The sequence below is a fragment of the Streptomyces sp. NPDC006197 genome (genome assembly GCF_040613865.1).
Taxonomy (GTDB): Bacteria; Actinomycetota; Actinomycetes; order Streptomycetales; family Streptomycetaceae; genus Streptomyces.
Genome location: NZ_JBEXSZ010000186.1, coordinates 1 through 14,578 on the forward strand (window position 1 = coordinate 1; position 14,578 = coordinate 14,578).

General features: G+C 73.0%; 14 protein-coding genes, 1 tRNA gene and 1 pseudogene. 2 read left to right on the forward strand and 14 right to left on the reverse strand.

The features are described 5' to 3' along the window. Positions 1-337: pseudogene (locus ABZ318_RS35520) on the reverse strand (hypothetical protein); the annotation flags it as partial. A 184-nt stretch (positions 338-521) separates the two neighbouring features. On the opposite strand from ABZ318_RS35520, the gene ABZ318_RS35525 reads away from it, so the two are divergent. Beyond that, positions 522-595: transfer RNA gene (locus tag ABZ318_RS35525), tRNA-Lys, on the forward strand. Positions 596-667: 72 nt separating this feature from the next. Here ABZ318_RS35525 and ABZ318_RS35530 read toward each other — a convergent pair. The 13 genes from ABZ318_RS35530 to ABZ318_RS35590 form a co-directional block, all read right to left on the reverse strand. Next, positions 668-1,333: a class F sortase gene (locus tag ABZ318_RS35530; RefSeq protein WP_356906554.1), complete on the reverse strand. Its 666-nt coding sequence runs from the start codon at positions 1,331-1,333 to the stop codon at positions 668-670. A 2-nt stretch (positions 1,334-1,335) separates the two neighbouring features. Beyond that, complete coding sequence (locus tag ABZ318_RS35535) at positions 1,336-1,947, reverse strand: hypothetical protein (protein WP_356906555.1); 612 nt, start codon at positions 1,945-1,947, stop codon at positions 1,336-1,338. A gap of 75 nt (positions 1,948-2,022) precedes the next feature. Then, the gene (locus tag ABZ318_RS35540) at positions 2,023-2,802 is read right to left on the reverse strand and encodes an HAD-IIA family hydrolase (RefSeq protein WP_073807786.1); all 780 of its coding nucleotides are present in this window, start codon (positions 2,800-2,802) and stop codon (positions 2,023-2,025) included. A gap of 93 nt (positions 2,803-2,895) precedes the next feature. Beyond that, positions 2,896-4,434 (reverse strand): alkaline phosphatase family protein, encoded by a 1,539-nt coding sequence (locus ABZ318_RS35545; RefSeq protein ID WP_356906556.1) that lies wholly within the window; start codon positions 4,432-4,434, stop codon positions 2,896-2,898. A gap of 155 nt (positions 4,435-4,589) precedes the next feature. Further along, complete coding sequence (locus tag ABZ318_RS35550; RefSeq protein ID WP_356906557.1) at positions 4,590-5,648, reverse strand: 2-aminoethylphosphonate ABC transporter substrate-binding protein; 1,059 nt, start codon at positions 5,646-5,648, stop codon at positions 4,590-4,592. Positions 5,649-5,706: 58 nt separating this feature from the next. Then, positions 5,707-6,504, reverse strand: a complete 798-nt coding sequence (locus tag ABZ318_RS35555) for an ABC transporter permease subunit (protein ID WP_356906558.1) — start codon at positions 6,502-6,504, stop codon at positions 5,707-5,709. Further along, positions 6,491-7,369, reverse strand: a complete 879-nt coding sequence (locus ABZ318_RS35560) for a 2-aminoethylphosphonate ABC transporter permease subunit (protein ID WP_356906559.1) — start codon at positions 7,367-7,369, stop codon at positions 6,491-6,493. The genes ABZ318_RS35555 and ABZ318_RS35560 overlap by 14 nt, the downstream gene beginning before the upstream one ends. After that, complete coding sequence (locus tag ABZ318_RS35565) at positions 7,362-8,414, reverse strand: ABC transporter ATP-binding protein (RefSeq protein WP_356906560.1); 1,053 nt, start codon at positions 8,412-8,414, stop codon at positions 7,362-7,364. Before ABZ318_RS35565 ends, ABZ318_RS35560 begins: the two co-directional genes overlap by 8 nt. Next, complete coding sequence (locus ABZ318_RS35570) at positions 8,411-9,106, reverse strand: phosphonatase-like hydrolase (protein ID WP_356906561.1); 696 nt, start codon at positions 9,104-9,106, stop codon at positions 8,411-8,413. The genes ABZ318_RS35565 and ABZ318_RS35570 overlap by 4 nt, the downstream gene beginning before the upstream one ends. A gap of 5 nt (positions 9,107-9,111) precedes the next feature. Continuing rightward, positions 9,112-10,248 (reverse strand): TIGR03364 family FAD-dependent oxidoreductase, encoded by a 1,137-nt coding sequence (locus ABZ318_RS35575; protein WP_356906562.1) that lies wholly within the window; start codon positions 10,246-10,248, stop codon positions 9,112-9,114. Between the two features lie 114 nt (positions 10,249-10,362). Next, positions 10,363-11,121 carry a GntR family transcriptional regulator gene (locus ABZ318_RS35580; protein WP_356906563.1) on the reverse strand — a complete coding sequence of 253 codons (759 nt, stop codon included), beginning with the start codon at positions 11,119-11,121 and terminating at the stop codon, positions 10,363-10,365. A gap of 50 nt (positions 11,122-11,171) precedes the next feature. Next, positions 11,172-12,044, reverse strand: coding sequence for a hypothetical protein (locus tag ABZ318_RS35585; protein WP_356906564.1), 873 nt, complete (start codon positions 12,042-12,044; stop codon positions 11,172-11,174). 226 nt (positions 12,045-12,270) lie between these two features. After that, positions 12,271-13,332: an ROK family transcriptional regulator gene (locus ABZ318_RS35590; protein ID WP_356906565.1), complete on the reverse strand. Its 1,062-nt coding sequence runs from the start codon at positions 13,330-13,332 to the stop codon at positions 12,271-12,273. A 56-nt stretch (positions 13,333-13,388) separates the two neighbouring features. On the opposite strand from ABZ318_RS35590, the gene ABZ318_RS35595 reads away from it, so the two are divergent. After that, entirely contained in the window at positions 13,389-14,477 is a 1,089-nt protein-coding gene (locus tag ABZ318_RS35595) for a Gfo/Idh/MocA family oxidoreductase (protein ID WP_356906566.1), read from the forward strand. Positions 14,478-14,578 lie beyond the last annotated feature (101 nt).

Sequence of the window (14,578 nt, forward strand, 5' to 3'; positions counted from 1 at the left end):
CGGACCGGGTCGTGGCCTGCTCCGGCAGGACCGCGGGGTCCGCCTCCGCCGGGCCCGTTCTCGCCGGACCTGTTCCCATCGGGTCCGCCCGGCCCGTTCCCGCCGGGGCGAGCGGGCCCGACGGGCCGGTGAGGGCCGTCGCCGCTCCGGTCCCGCCTCCGCCCAGGACCACGCCCGCCGCCGTCACCAGGACCAGCGCGCGGCGGGCGCCGTGTGCCGCCGGGTGGCCGCCCGCCCGGACGGGCAGGCCCAGGGCGAGGTCACGCCGCTGCCGGGCGCAGCCCGGGCAGCCGCAGTCGGTCGCGGGTTCGAACTCCTCGAAGACCGGCACGCTCATGCGATTCCCCTCCACACTCGTCAAGATCTTTTGGACCCTCGTTTCGGGCGTCAGTGTCTCAACTGTCTGGACAAATCGCATTTTGACGGATCAACGACCCCATACGACCATCCGACAGGCCGGAGGCGATCGGTATTGGTCAGGAGCACACCCTCACGTCAGGTAGAGTTCTCTCTGTCAGCAGGCGCCGCTAGCTCAGTTGGTTAGAGCAGCTGACTCTTAATCAGCGGGTCCGGGGTTCGAGTCCCTGGCGGCGCACGCAGAGTCAAGGCCCCTCACCGATGGTGAGGGGCCTTGGTCTTTCTCGGGAGCCGGTACGGGGGGACGACCTCAGGCGCCCGTCCCCGTCAGGTACGCCGAGACCACCACGTTCGCCGTGTACGTCCCCGCCGCCCGGTCGAAGGTTCCGCCGCAGGTGATCAGGCGCAGCTCGGCGCGGCGGGGGTCGTGGGCGCCGTAGGCCTCGGCCGGGTCGAAGTCCTCGCGCGGGAGGACCTGGACGTCGTCAACGGTGAACTCGGCGACCGATCCGTCCGTCCGGGTGACGCGGACCTTCGCGCCGGGGCGGACCGCGCTCAGGCCGTAGAAGACGGCCGGACGGGTCTCGGTGTCGACGTGGCCGACGAGGAGGGCGGCGCCGGCCGCGCCCGGCCGGGTGCCGGCGCCGTACCAGCCCACCGTGCGGGGCATCTCCAAGGGCGGCGGGTCGATGGCTCCCGTGTCGTCCAGGCCGCGCGCCACGACGGGCGCGCCGATGCCCAGGGAGGGGATCTCGACCCGCCGGGGTTCGAGGGGCGGGAGCGGGGCGTGCGCCGGGGGCAGCGCGACGCCGAAGGGGCGGCCGACGGCGGCGATGTCCCCGGTGGTCGGCGCGGAGCCGCCGCCGGGGCCCTCGGTGGCGTCGCGGCCCCAGAGCCAGAGCCCGGACAGCAGGACCGCCCAGGCCAGGCCGGTGACGAAGCGCCCGGTGCCCGCCGGGCGGGTGCCGGACGACATGGTCACTCCCCGTCGCCGCCGATGCCGTCGCCGCCGGGGTCGGCGCCGCGGCGGGAGCTGCGGAAGGCGACCGCGACGGCGGCGATCGCGGCCATGCCGAGGCCGAGCAGGGTGTACGGGGTGCCGAGGCCGCTCTCGGAGGTGGTCTGGGCGACGCCGGGGGCCGCGGGCGCGGCGAAGGCGGCGGTGCCTCCCCCGCCGGCGCGGACGGGGGCGATCGGGGTCGCGTGGTGCGTCGGCCGGTGGGTGGGCTCCTGGTGGCGCCGGACCTGCACGGTGCCGACGTCCCGGTGGTCGTGCCCGTCACAGGTCACGGCGACCTTGTACGTGCCGTCCTCAAGACCGGACCGGATGGTGGTGTCGCCGAACAGCGGGTTGCCCCCGCCGTCCCGGCCGGTGAGCTCCGCGTCGGCGACGAACGCCTTGGACGTGGCGGCGCCGGTCGTGCCCTTGCAGCCCTGGACGCGGACATCGACGTCGGCACCGGGCGAGGCGGTGGACGGGGTGACGGTGGCCTTCACCCCGTCGTGGGCGTACGCGCCGCCGGCCGCCGGCGCCAGGACGAGCACCAGGGCCGCCCCTGCGGCACGGAGAGCAATGGGAGCTGAACGCATCGTGACCTCCTGATACTGGCAGGGTCACCCGGATCGGCGCTTCTCGCATCCGCAGGGAACGTCCCCGGGAGCCCCTTACACGCGGTCGACGATGTCCGCGATCGACGGGACGATCTTCGACGGGCGGAACGGGAAGCGGTCGATCTCCGCCTGGGTCGTCAGACCGGTCAGGACCAGGAAGGTCTGCATGCCCGCCTCCAGGCCCGCCAGGATGTCGGTGTCCATCCGGTCGCCGATCATCGCGCTGGACTCGGAGTGGGCGCCGATCGCGTTGAGGCCGGTGCGCATCATGAGCGGGTTGGGCTTGCCCGCGAAGTACGGCTCCTTGCCGGTGGCCTTCGTGATGAGGGCGGCGACGGAGCCGGTGGCCGGGAGCGGGCCCTCCAGGGAGGGGCCGGTCTCGTCGGGGTTGGTGCAGATGAAGCGGGCGCCGGCGTTGATGAGGCGGACGGCCTTGGTCATCGCCTCGAAGGAGTACGTGCGGGTCTCGCCGAGCACCACGTAGTCCGGGTCGTGGTCGGTGAGGACGTAGCCGATGTCGTGCAGCGCGGTGGTGAGGCCGGCCTCGCCGATGACGTACGCGGTGCCGCCGGGGCGCTGGTCGTCCAGGAACTTGGCGGTGGCGAGGGCCGAGGTCCAGATGTTCTCGACGGGGACTTCGAGTCCCATGCGGGCGAGGCGGGCGTGCAGGTCGCGGGCCGTGTAGATCGAGTTGTTGGTGAGGACCAGGAACGGCTTCCCGGTCTCCCGCAGCTTCTTGATGAACGCGTCGGCGCCGGGGATCGGCACGCCCTCGTGGATGAGGACGCCGTCCATGTCGGTCAGCCAGGATTCGATCGGCTTGCGCTCTGCCATGGGTGCGGGACTCCTGCCGTACAGATGCACGCACGGGACGTGCGGTGTGCTGGGGGCGCCGCGACAGCGCTGTGGCGACGCCCCCCAGCGTAATCAGGATGTGCTGATCTTGACCCCGTCGATCGTCCAGTACCAGTTGTTGGACCCGGTGTACCGGAAGCGGAAGCTCACGTTGGAGGCGCCGGCGGGGACGGCGACCGTGAGGGACTGGGGCTGGGAGACGACGTCGGCGGTGTAGCTCTTGACGAGCGTGGGAGTGCCGCCGTTGAAGCTCGCGAGGACCTGGGCGGTCTGGCTGCCCTCCTGGCGGTAGAGGGTCGTGAAGTCGAGCGTCACCCGGGACGCGCCGGAGACGCCGTACGCGGGCGTGACCAGCGTCGAGTCGTACGTACCGGAGAAGGACTTGTCGGCCCACTCGTCGGAGTCGGCGACGGCGAAGACGCCGCGGGCGCGGACGTTGAGCTCGCGGGACTGGTCGCGCTGGGCGCGGGACCAGAACTCGTCGGTGGCGAAGGACCAGCCGCGCCACTCGGTCATGCCGCCCGTGCCCATGGCGTTGTTGATGACGGACCAGCCGCTGGGCGCGGTGTGCGTGAAGCCGAGGACACCGGTCGGGATGCCGGTCTCGTCAACGCGTCCGGAGAGGGACGGGTAGAGCGTGTCGAAGGGGTCGGTGGAGCGCTGCTGGATCGGCTTGCCGTCGAGGCCCCAGGCCGGGTCGGGGACGATGCCGAGCTGCCGGAAGACGGTGGCGGCGACGTCGACGAGCCGAGTGTCGATGGGGCGGGCGCCGGCGGCGATGCCGGGGCCCTGGGCGAGGACGAAGGTGCGGCGCTCCTCGATGGTGGAGCCGCCGTGGCCGCCGGCGTCGGTGTGGCCGTGGTCGGTGGCGACGACGACGGTCCAGCGCTCGGTGGCGTAGGTCGGGCGTGCCTGGATCGCGGCGAGGAGCCGGCCGAGGTAGCCGTCCTGGACGTCGATGGCGTCGAGGTACTTCTGGCTGGCGGCGCCGTAGCTGTGGCCGATCTCGTCCGTCTCGCCGAAGTACACGAAGAGGACGTCGGGGTTCTGGTTGCGGAGGACGTCCTCGGTGATGGCGGTGATCGTGAGGTCGTTGACCGCGTAGTCGTTGTCGTACACGAGCTTGGCGTCGGCGCCGGGGGTGACCGTCCCGTAGGTGTCGAGCTCGGGCCAGTCGACGGCGGCGAAGAGCGAGAGCTCGGGGCGGACCTGGTTCAGGCGGGCGAGGAAGCCGGGGTACTGGCCGTAGTTGCGGCCGGTGAAGGTGTTGTCCTTCACGCCGTGCTTGTCGGGCCAGACGCCGGTGGAGATGGTCGACCAGCCGGGGCCGGAGGAGGTCGCGGCCATCGGGTTGGCGTAGAGCAGGGAGCGGCCGTAGGTGCCGTTCGCCATCAGGGACTTGAGGGTGGGGGCCTTGGCGGCGTCGATCCGGTCGTACCGCAGTCCGTCCATGCCGACGAAGAGCACCTTGTCCTGGCTGGTGCCGTTCGGGAGCGTCGGGGCGGTGGCGGCCCGGGCGGTGGGGGCGGTGGCGAGGCCGGTGGCGGCGAGGGCCGCGGTGGCACCGGCGGCGGCGAGCACGGTGCGGCGGGGGATGCCGGCGATCGGCATGTCGGAGTCCTCCGTAGAAGTGGTCGGGGCACGGCAACGCCCCTGATTCCTCAGGGGCGTTGGTCCGTACCCGTTATCATTCCGCTACATGCGGAGGCGTTCCAGGGGCGTACGGTGAACTCTTGGCTGCCGATCGGCGGCCGATCGGCGGCCGATCAGCTTCCGGTCGCGGACTTCCACGCGTCGACGTACGCCGCGAGGTTCTTGTCGATGTCGGCCCAGTCCGGCTCGAAGACCTCGACGCCCTCCATCAGCTTGGCCAGCTCGATGGCGTTGGCGTCGGTGCCCTTGACGTCCTTGCGGGCCGGGAAGCCGCCGCCGATCGCGCTGACCTCGCGCTGGGCGCCCTCGCCGAGCATGAAGTCGAGGAGCTTCTTGCCGTTCTCGGTGTGCGGGGCCTTGTTCACCAGGCCTGCGGCGTACGGCAGGGCGAAGGTGGTGGGCCTGCCGCCGTCCTTGGCCGGGAACCAGATGCCGAGGTTCGGCATGGACTTGGCCTGGGCGAAGTTCATCTGGACGTCGCCGTTGGCGACGAGGAGTTCGCCCTTGTCCACCTTGGGGGCGAGCTTGGAGGTGGAGGAGGACGGGCCGACGTTGTTGGCCTGGAGCTTCTTCAGGTACTCCATGGCCGGCTCCTTGCCGCCGAAGTCGTGCATCGCCTTGATGAGGACGGCGGTGCCGTCGCCCGCGACGCCGGGGGTGGAGTACTGCAGCCTGTCCTTGTACTTCGCGTCGAGCAGCTCCTCCCAGGTCTTCGGGGCCGCGGGCAGCTCCTTCTCGTTGTGGACGAAGCCGAAGTAGTTGTTCACGACGGAGGTCCAGGTGCCGTCGCCGGACTTGTCGCCGCCGTCGACCTGGTCGGCTCCCTTCGGCTCGTACGACTGGAGCAGCCCCTTGGAGCCGGCCTGCTGGATGAAGGGCGGCAGGGTGACCAGGACGTCGGCCTGGGTGTTGCTCTTCTCGCGGAGGGCGCGCTGCACCATCTCGCCGGAGCCGCCCTCGACGTACTTCACCTTGATGCCGGTCTGCTTCTCGAAGTCGGCGAAGACCTTGTCGTACCAGCCGTCGCCCGCCTCGCCCTTGAGGCCGTCGGCGCTGTAGACGGTGACGACCTTCTCGTCGGAGGCGGCGGAGGAGCCGTCGCAGGCGGTGAGGGTGGCGGCGAGGGCGAGGGCCCCGGTGACGGCGGCGACCGGCTTGGCGTACGTAAGCATGACGTTGTTCTCTCCTGGAGGGCTCAGAGGGATCAGAGGGCTCAGAGGACTCGGGGACTCAGCGGTACGAGGCTTTGGTGCGGATGCGGGAGACGGCGAGGAGCACGAGGAGCGTCGCGGCCATGAGGACCACGGCGAGCGCCGAGCCGGTGAAGAGGGAGCCGCGGTCCGTGGCGGTGAAGACGAGCACCGGCAGCGGCGTCCAGTCCGGCGGGTAGAGCATCATCGTGGCGCTCAGCTCCCCCATGGACAGGGCGAAGCAGAGCCCGGCGGCCGCGGTCAGGGACGGCAGCAGGAGCGGCAGCTTCACCCGGAGCAGTACGTACGAGGGGCGGGCGCCGAGACTGGCCGCCGCCTGCTCGTACACCGGGTCCAGGCGCCGGAGGGCGGCCGAGACCGACTGGTGGGCGAAGGCCGTGACGAGGACGGTGTGCGCGAGGACCACGATCCAGCGCGTGCCGTTGAGGAGCACCGGCGGCTGCGAGAAGGCGACGAGGACGGCGAGTCCCACGACCACGGACGGCACGGCGACCGGCAGCATGAACAGGGCGTTGAGGATCCTCCTGCCCCTCTTGCCCAGGGCGGCCGCGGCGAGCGCGGCCCAGGTGCCGACGGTCAGCGCGACCGCGCTCGCCGTGACGGCCGTGACCAGGCTGGTGGTGAGCGCCTGGAGGGACTCCCCGCGCACGGCCGCCGTGTAGTGGGCGGTGGTGGGTCCGGAGGGGAAGGCGCCGGACCAGTGCGTGGAGAACGAGGCGGCGAGGATGACGAGGAGGGGCAGGGCGAAGAGCGGGACGAACAGGACGGCGAACAGGGCCCAGGCCGTCCACCTGCCCGTACGGCTATGCACCAGCACGGCGGCTCACCCCCCGGTAGAGGACGTACAGGCCGACCGACAGGGCGACGTTGACGACGGCGACGACGCAGGCGGCGGCGTAGTCGGATTCGAGGATCGCCTTGGAGTAGACGAGCATCGGGAGGGTCGTGACGCCCTTGGCGCCGGTGAAGAGGACGATCCCGAACTCGTTGAGGCACATGACGAGGACGAGGCTGCCGCCGGCGGCGAGCGCGGGCAGCGCCTCGGGCAGGATCACCTGCCGGACGATCCGCAGCGGGCGGGCGCCGAGCGAGGACGCCACCTCCAGCTGGGCGGTCTCCATCTGCGAGAACGCGGCCAGGAGCGGCCGCATCACGAACGGCGTGAAGTACGTGATCTCGGCGAGGAGCACGCCCCACGGCGTGCTGAGGAACCGGAAGGGGCCGGCCGGGTCGCCGGTGACGTCCGTCCAGATCCCGTTGGCCATGCCGACCGTGCCGTAGAGGAACAGCAGGGCGAGCGTGATCAGGAAGGACGGGAAGGAGAGGAAGACGTCGATGAACCTCGACACCGCCTTCCCGCCGGGGAAGGGCACGAACGCGATCACGAGCGCGAGGACGAACCCGAGGACCAGACAGCCGGCGGTGGAGGCGACGGCCAGCCACACGGTGGTGACGAGCGCGTCGCGGAAGGACGGGGAGGAGAAGACCTCGGCGTAGGCGCCGGGAGCGAGGGACTCCTGGACGACGAGGGCGAGGGGGTAGAGGAAGACGACGGCGAGGACGGCGACGGGAGGCAGGGACCAGAGCACCGTTGTGGGCAATCGTCCGCCAGGGGCGGAACGGGTGGGCACAACCCCCGGTGCCGCCTGCCGTTCCATGAGACCCGCACCGGGGCTAGCCATCGGAGACCCCCGCCGCCAGCAGCACCGCGTCGTCCGGCGCGAAGTGCACCGTCACCTCGGTCCCGAGGGCCGGCGTCTCCCGCAGCTCCCGTACGTCGGCCTTGACGCGGTGTCCGCCGACTTCCACGTACAGCCGGTGCGTGGACCCGCGCCACTGGACCTCGGTGATCCGCCCGTTCAGGGCGTTCGGCCCGGGGCCGAGGCCCACGAGGTGCGGCCGGACGCAGAGGGTGGCGGTGGAGCCGGGGGCCGCGCCGGAGACCGGGACCTTCAGGTCGGTGCCGGCGAAGGCGACCCCGTCGGCGCCGACCTGGACCGGCAGCAGGTTCGCGTTCCCGACGAACGACGCCGTGAACTCCGTGCGGGGCCGCCGGTACAGGTCCTGCGGGGTGCCGCAGTCCTGGAGCCTGGCCCTGTCCATGACGGCGATCCGGTCGGCCAGGGTCAGCGCCTCGACCTGGTCGTGGGTGACGTACAGGATCGACACGTCGGGGAGCTCGCGGTGGAGCCGGGCCAGTTCGGCCAGCATCCCGGAGCGCAGCTGGGCGTCGAGCGCGGAGAGCGGTTCGTCGAGGAGGAGGACCCGGGGGCGGATGGCGAGGGCGCGGGCGATGGCGACGCGCTGCTGCTGGCCGCCGGAGAGCTCGCGGGGGTGGCGCCGGGCGTAGGCCGCCATGCCGGTCATCTCCAGGGCGTCGGCGACACGTCCCGGGATCTCGCCCTTGGGCACCTTCTGGGCCTTCAGACCGAAGGCGACGTTGGCGTCCACCCTGAGGTGGGGGAAGAGGGCGTACTGCTGGACGACCATGCCGATGCCCCGCTTGTACGGCGGGAGTGCGGTGACGTCGCGGTCGCCGATGAGCACCCGTCCGGCGGCGGGCCGGACGAATCCGGCGACGGTCCGCAGCGCGGTCGTCTTGCCGGAGCCGGAGGGCCCGAGGAGGGCCATGACCTCGCCGGGCTCGACGGTGAGGTCGAGGGAGTCGAGGACGGTGTTGCCGCCGTACGTGACGGTGACGCCGTCGAAGCGGATGCCGCTGGTCATGCGCCGTGCTCCTCGTACTCCCGTATCAGGCCGGGCAGTTCCGCGACCGAGGCGAGGACGTGCGTGGCGCCGTGCTCCTTGAGCGCGGTCTCGTCGTGCGCGCCGGTCAGGACGCCCGCGACGATCCCGGCGCCGGAGCGGACGCCGCTGAGCATGTCGTACGAGGTGTCGCCCGCGACGGCCACCTGGCGGACGTCGTCCACGACTCCGGTACGGAGGAGGGCGGCGAGGAGCATGTCCGGGTAGGGGCGGCCCCGGCCGCCGGCGTCCGCCGGGCAGAGGGTGAGCTCGACGAGGTCCCGCCAGCCGAGGGCGTCGAGGATGGCGTCCTGGGTGATCCGGGCGAAGCCGGTGGTGAGGACGACCGCCCGGCCCTCTTCGCGGAGGTCGGCGATCGCCTCGGCCGCCCCGGGGACGGGGGCGATCAGTCCGCCGGAGACCAGCTCTCCGTACGCCGTCTCGAAGACGAGGTTGGCCTCCTGGGCGCGGGTCTCGTCGCCGCCGAAGAGGTGGCGGAAGACGGAGATCTTGGACTCGCCCATGGTGGCGCGGACATAGTCGATCATCGTGGCCGGGTCTTCGCCGAGGCGTTCCGCGGCGGCCGTGAAGGCCTGTTCGACGAGGCCGCCGTCGGCGACGGTGGTGCCCGCCATGTCCAGTACGACGAGGTTCATGTCGGTCATGCGGTTCATCGGGTTCACCAGCCCAGTTCGTTCGCGGTCGTCTCGGCGATGGCGGGCGAGCAGGTCATGCCGCGGCCGCCGGGTCCGGTCACCAGCCAGACGCCGTCGCGGACCCGCTGGCGGTGCACGACCCGGCTGGTGTCGACGCACTGGGCGTACACCCCGGCCCAGCGGCGCCGGATCGTGGGCAGCGGGCGGCCGAGGAAGGACTCGACGACGCGGGTGAGGTGCTCGTAGGGGTCTTCGAGGGTGTCGAAGGCGAAGGGGTGCTCGTACTCGTGGGTGTCGCCGATGGTCAGTCCGCCGTCGAGCCGCTGCACCATGAGCAGCTGCATCCTGTGGGCGGCGGCGGTCGGGTCCTGTGCCTGGCCCTCGTTGAGGGCGTCGAGGGCGGGGGACGCGTAGGCCGGGTAGTAGCGGAAGGAGTCGGCGTCGGCGACGGAGGTGGTGAGGGGTTCGCCGAGGGGGGCGGTCTGCATCATCTGGAGCCGGACCCGGCGGACCGGTATCTCGCCGGCGACCTCGCGGACGAGGCCGGAGAGCCAGGCTCCGGTGCACAGGACGACGGCGTCGCCGGTGTGGGTCTCGCCGCGGTCGTCGCGGACGGAGCTGCATCCATTGCTGTTGGCGCCGACGACGTCCCGGACCTCGCGGTTCGGCAGGAAGGTGTAGCGGCCGGTGGCGAGGAGGGCCTCGCGGAGGGCGAGCTGGGCGAGGCGCGGTTCGACGGCCGCGTCCCGCTCGCACCACAGGGCGGCCTCGAACGCCCCGCGCAGGGCGGGGTTGAGCGCGCGCGCCTCGTCGGCGGTGAGCAGCTTGTAGCCGCGGGCGGCGGCGTCGGGGCGGGCCACGGCGGCCTCGGCGACGGCGAGTTCGAGCTCGCCGCGCACGGGGGTGAGGGAGCCGATGGCCCGGAAGCCGAGGCCGGGGACGCGGGCGCCGATGCCCTCCCAGAGTTCGCGGGCGCGCAGGGCGGTGTCGAGCTCCTCGCCGCCCGCCCGTCCGCTCACCCAGATCTGGCCGAAGTTGCGGAGGGAGGCTCCGCGCGCCTCGGCCTCGCGCTCGATGTGTACGACCTCGTGGCCGCGTTCCACTGCGTGCCAGGCGTGCATGGTTCCCACCACGCCGGCTCCTACGACGATCACCTTCATGACGTCGACGGTCGCGGGGCCGGGTGGTCCGGACGGATCCGGTGGACGACGGGACGGTGAACGGACCGACAAGCTTGGACCAGACCCGTTACTGTTCCGTTATCTCACATGTGATCAGTTCTGCCGTCCCAGGTGGGTGGTGAAGCTGAACCGGTCCCCCCGGTAGAGCGTGCGGACGCGCTCCAGGGGCCGCCCCGAGGTGTCCCGGGAGACGCGGTGGAGCAGCAGCATCGGCAGCGCCGGCGGCGTGCCGATGAGCAGGGCCTCGCGCGGGGTCGCGAGGACGGTCTCGATGCGCTCGTCGGCGTCGCCGAAGGAGATGCCGAGCCGGTCGTGCAGATAGGCGTAGAAGGAGGAGTCCGGGTCGAACTCGGTGTCCAGGCGGGGGGCGCGGGCCTCGGAGACGTACGTGCTCTCCAAGCCGACCCGCTCGTCGTCGGCGAGCAGCACGCGCTCCATGTGCCAGACGGGCTCGCCCCGTTCGGCGCCGACCTCGGGGGCGAGCGCCTCGGGGCAGGGGAAGCGGTCGAGCGAGATCAGGCTGCGGCCGGGCCGGCGGCCCTGACGGCGCACGCCCTCCGTGTAGCTGGCGAGCGAGAGGGGCTGCTCCAGCTTGGGGCCGGCGACGACCGTGCCCCGGCCCTGGCGGCGCAGCCGCCCCTCCAGGAGGAGTTCGCGCAGCGCCTGCCGGACGGTCTCGCGGGACACCTCGTACCGGACGGCGAGATCGCGCTCGGTGGGCAGCAGCCCGCCCTCCCCCAACTCGTCGACCAACAGGGCGATCTTGGCCTTGACGGCGTAGTACTTGGGGACGCGGCCGTGCTCGGGGATGCCGGAGCGGACGGGGGCGCCGGGGCTGGTCTGGTAGTTCATCCGGGGATGGTCGCAGACCGGGATGAACGGGAAGGTGTACGGAGCATGGCTCAGCGGTGCCGGGGGCGGCGGGCGGCCCGCACCAACGCCGCGCCGAGCAGCAGGAGGCCCGCGGCGAGCGGGGCGAGAACGCGTGCGTACCCCTCCGACTCCCGTCCCGTACCGGCCAGTTCGCGGTCCGGCAGCGCGTCGGCGGGGCTCTCCGGGGGCCGGGTGGCGGGCGCGCTGGGGGCAGGCGGGCGGGCCTCCTCGGCGGGCGGCGCCGACGGGTCGGGCGCGCGGGTCGTGGCAGGTGCGGGAGTCGTGGCGGGTGCGGTGGGGGTGTCGGGCCCGGCGGGGCCCACGGTCAGGCGGTAGTCACCGGACTCGCCGACCCAGTCGCCGTCCTCGCCCTGGCGCTGCACGACCGCCGCGTTCACGACGACCTCGTCGGGCGCCGTCCCCGCCTCGAACGCCAGGCGTACGGGGACGGTGAGCGTCCGGCCCGCCGGCACCGCGAAGCCGCCGAAGCCGGTGAACGCGCCCACGTTCTCGGCTTCCTCGGTCGACTCGAAGGTCACCTGGCGCCAGAGCGCCGACCCGGCGTCGTAGAACTCGAACCGGATCTGCTCCGGGCGCAGGGCCCGGTCGCGGTCGGTGAGGACGAGCACGGGGTGGACACCCGAGCAGGGGGTGTCGGTGGTGTTGGTGAGGTCCAGCTTCCAGCCCTGGAACGGTCCGCCCGCCGGATAGTCGTCCGGCCCCCCGTGGATCCGGGTGTCCAGCGGGAAGCCGCCGTCGTCGGGGGTGCCGCAGACGGGGGTGGGCGGGTCGGGCGCGGGGGCGGCGGGGGCCGGGGCGGCGATCACGAGCGGGGCGGCCGTGGCGGCGGCCACGGTCACGGCGACGCGGACGCCGCGCAGACGCAGGGGGACGGGTGCCATGGCGGGTGCCTTTGCTGCCGGGTCCTGGAGGGCATGGGAACGGCGGAGACGCTGCCATGCGGAAGGGCACGGGCGGGTCAGCGACGCCGGGGGCACCCCCCGTTGGGACCGACGCATCCGCTCGATCGGCCTACTTTCCGATGATCGGAAGACCAGGGTTTCGTCTACTTCCCGAAGACCGGGGCCAGGGGGTGGGCCCGGTCACCCTTCGAAGACCAGCACCCGGTCACTTCCCGAAGACCGGCGCCAGCGTCAGCCACGCCGCGCCCTCCGCCACCGCGTCCCGTCCGGTCGCGAGGCCCACCGGGGTCGCCAGGCCGAGGCCGGCCAGCACCCCCCGTACCCCCGCCGCGAAGGCCTCCGGCGCGGCCAGCACCACCCGGCCGCCCAGGAGGACCTGGTCGATGTCGAGGAGCCGGACGAGGTTGGCCGCGCCCACGCCCAGGATCCGCGCGGCCTCGGCGAGTTCGCCGCGTGCGACGGCCGCCAGGCACAGGACCTCCAGGCAGCCGCGCCCGCCGCAGCCGCACGGCGGACCGTCGAGCCGGACGGTCTGGTGGCCCAGCTCGCCCGCCCCGGTCCTGTCCCCGCGCAGCGGCGCGCCGCCGAGGACGAGGCCGGCGCCGAGGCCCGTACCGAGGTGGACGTAGGCGAAGGAGCCGGGGGCGGCGGGGCGCAGGGCGAGGCCGAGGGCGGCGGCGTTGGTGTCCTTGTCGAGGACGACGGGCAGCCCGAGGCGGGCCGTCAGCTCGTCCCGTACGGGATGACCGGCCCACTCGGGAAAGCCGGTCACCCGGCCGGGCACCCCGGCGCGGTGGTCCAGCGGCCCTGGCATGGCGACCCCGACGCCGAGGACGCTTCCGGGAGGATCGGCGAGCAGCGCCCGTACCTCCTCCGTCACCGCGTCCAGGACCGGGCCCGCCCCCGCGCCCAGGTCCACGGGGCGGCGGCGCAGGGCGACGGCCGTGCCCGCGAGGTCGGTCAGGAGGACCGTCAGCTCGTCGCGGTCGAGGTGGACGCCGACGGCGTACGCGGCGGAGGGCACCAGGCGCAGGACCGTGCGGGGCTTGCCGCCGGTCGAGGCGCGGTGGCCGGCCTCCGCGGCGAGGCCCTCGGCCCGGAGCCGCGCGGTGATCTTGCTGACGGCCTGTGGGGTGAGCCCGGTCCGCTCCGCCAGCTCCAGGCGGCTGATCCCGGTCTCCCCCGCCGTGCGCAGCAGGTCGAGCAGGAGCGCCGCGTTGTGGCTGCGCAGGGCCGGCACGTTCACTCCGACGACATCCTTCTTCACTCCCCCATTGTCGCGGCCGCTTGCACTTTGGCAACAGCGTTGCTTAAGTGGCACGCATGACTGGCACCGACCCCCGCACCCCGCTCCGCGTCGGACTCGTCGGCTACGGCCTCGCGGGCTCCGTCTTCCACGCCCCGCTGATCGCCGCCTCCGAGGACCTCGTCCTCGCCGCCGTCACCACCGGCAACCCCGAGCGGGCCGCCGAGGCCCGTGCCGCCCACCCCGGCGTGCGGGTCGCCGCCCGCCCCGAGGAGCTGTGGGAGCGGGGGGCGGACGAGCTGGACCTGATCGTCGTCGCCTCCCCCAACAAGACGCACGTCGCCGTCGCCACCGCCGCCCTGGAGGCCGGCCTCCCGGTCGTCGTCGACAAGCCGCTCGCCGGGACCGCCGCCGAGGCCCGCACGCTCGCCGCCCTCGCCGAGGAGCGCGGCCTGCTGCTCTCGGTCTTCCAGAACCGCCGCTGGGACGGCGACTTCCGCACGCTGCGCCGGCTGCTTGACGAGGACGCGCTCGGCGAGGTCCAGCGCTTCGAGTCCCGCTTCGAGCGGTGGCGCCCGCGGCCCAAGGGCGGCTGGCGCGAGTCGGGCGCGCCCGAGGAGATCGGCGGGCTCCTGTACGACCTGGGCAGCCACGTCGTCGACCAGGCCCTCGTCCTCTTCGGCCCGGTCGTCTCGGTGTACGCCGAGTCGGACGTGCGCCGGCCGGGCGCCGAGGCCGACGACGACACCTTCCTCGCGCTCACCCACGCGAACGGGGTCCGCTCCCACCTGTACGTGAGCGCCACCACCGCCCAGCTCGGCCCCCGCTTCCGGGTGCTCGGGCAGCGCGCGGGCTTCGTGAAGTACGGGCTCGACCCGCAGGAGACCGCCCTCCGCGAGGGGCTGCGGCCGGGGCCGGGCGCCGTCTGGGGCGCCGAGCCCGAGGAACTGTGGGGCCGGCTCGGCGCGGGCGAGTCGCCGCTGACCGGCGGCGGCACCCCGGTGGAGTCGCTGCCCGGCGACTACCCGGCGTACTACGCGGCCGTCGCCGCCGCGGTGCGCGGCACCGGCGAGAGCCCGGTCACCGCGCACGAGGCGGCCGCCGCCCTCGACGTCCTGGAGGCGGCCCGGCGTTCGGCCCGCGAGGGCCGCGTGGTGTCCCTGTAGCGGAAAGTGTTTGTCGTGTTGACGAAACCATGCGTGTAGTTGCGTGGGACGTAGAGCAGTTCTTTCGGGCGCATCGGCAGCATGGCGACCGTTTCCTTCTC

Coding starts and splice junctions, on each gene's coding strand:
- ABZ318_RS35530 (WP_356906554.1), bottom strand. CDS start 1,333: ATGTCGTCCGGCACCCGCCCGGCGGGCACCGGGCGCTTCGTCACCGGC.
- ABZ318_RS35535 (WP_356906555.1), bottom strand. CDS start 1,947: ATGCGTTCAGCTCCCATTGCTCTCCGTGCCGCAGGGGCGGCCCTGGTG.
- ABZ318_RS35540 (WP_073807786.1), bottom strand. CDS start 2,802: ATGGCAGAGCGCAAGCCGATCGAATCCTGGCTGACCGACATGGACGGC.
- ABZ318_RS35545 (WP_356906556.1), bottom strand. CDS start 4,434: ATGCCGATCGCCGGCATCCCCCGCCGCACCGTGCTCGCCGCCGCCGGT.
- ABZ318_RS35550 (WP_356906557.1), bottom strand. CDS start 5,648: ATGCTTACGTACGCCAAGCCGGTCGCCGCCGTCACCGGGGCCCTCGCC.
- ABZ318_RS35560 (WP_356906559.1), bottom strand. CDS start 7,369: ATGGCTAGCCCCGGTGCGGGTCTCATGGAACGGCAGGCGGCACCGGGG.
- ABZ318_RS35565 (WP_356906560.1), bottom strand. CDS start 8,414: ATGACCAGCGGCATCCGCTTCGACGGCGTCACCGTCACGTACGGCGGC.
- ABZ318_RS35570 (WP_356906561.1), bottom strand. CDS start 9,106: ATGAACCGCATGACCGACATGAACCTCGTCGTACTGGACATGGCGGGC.
- ABZ318_RS35575 (WP_356906562.1), bottom strand. CDS start 10,248: ATGAAGGTGATCGTCGTAGGAGCCGGCGTGGTGGGAACCATGCACGCC.
- ABZ318_RS35580 (WP_356906563.1), bottom strand. CDS start 11,121: ATGAACTACCAGACCAGCCCCGGCGCCCCCGTCCGCTCCGGCATCCCC.
- ABZ318_RS35585 (WP_356906564.1), bottom strand. CDS start 12,044: ATGGCACCCGTCCCCCTGCGTCTGCGCGGCGTCCGCGTCGCCGTGACC.
- ABZ318_RS35595 (WP_356906566.1), top strand. CDS start 13,389: ATGACTGGCACCGACCCCCGCACCCCGCTCCGCGTCGGACTCGTCGGC.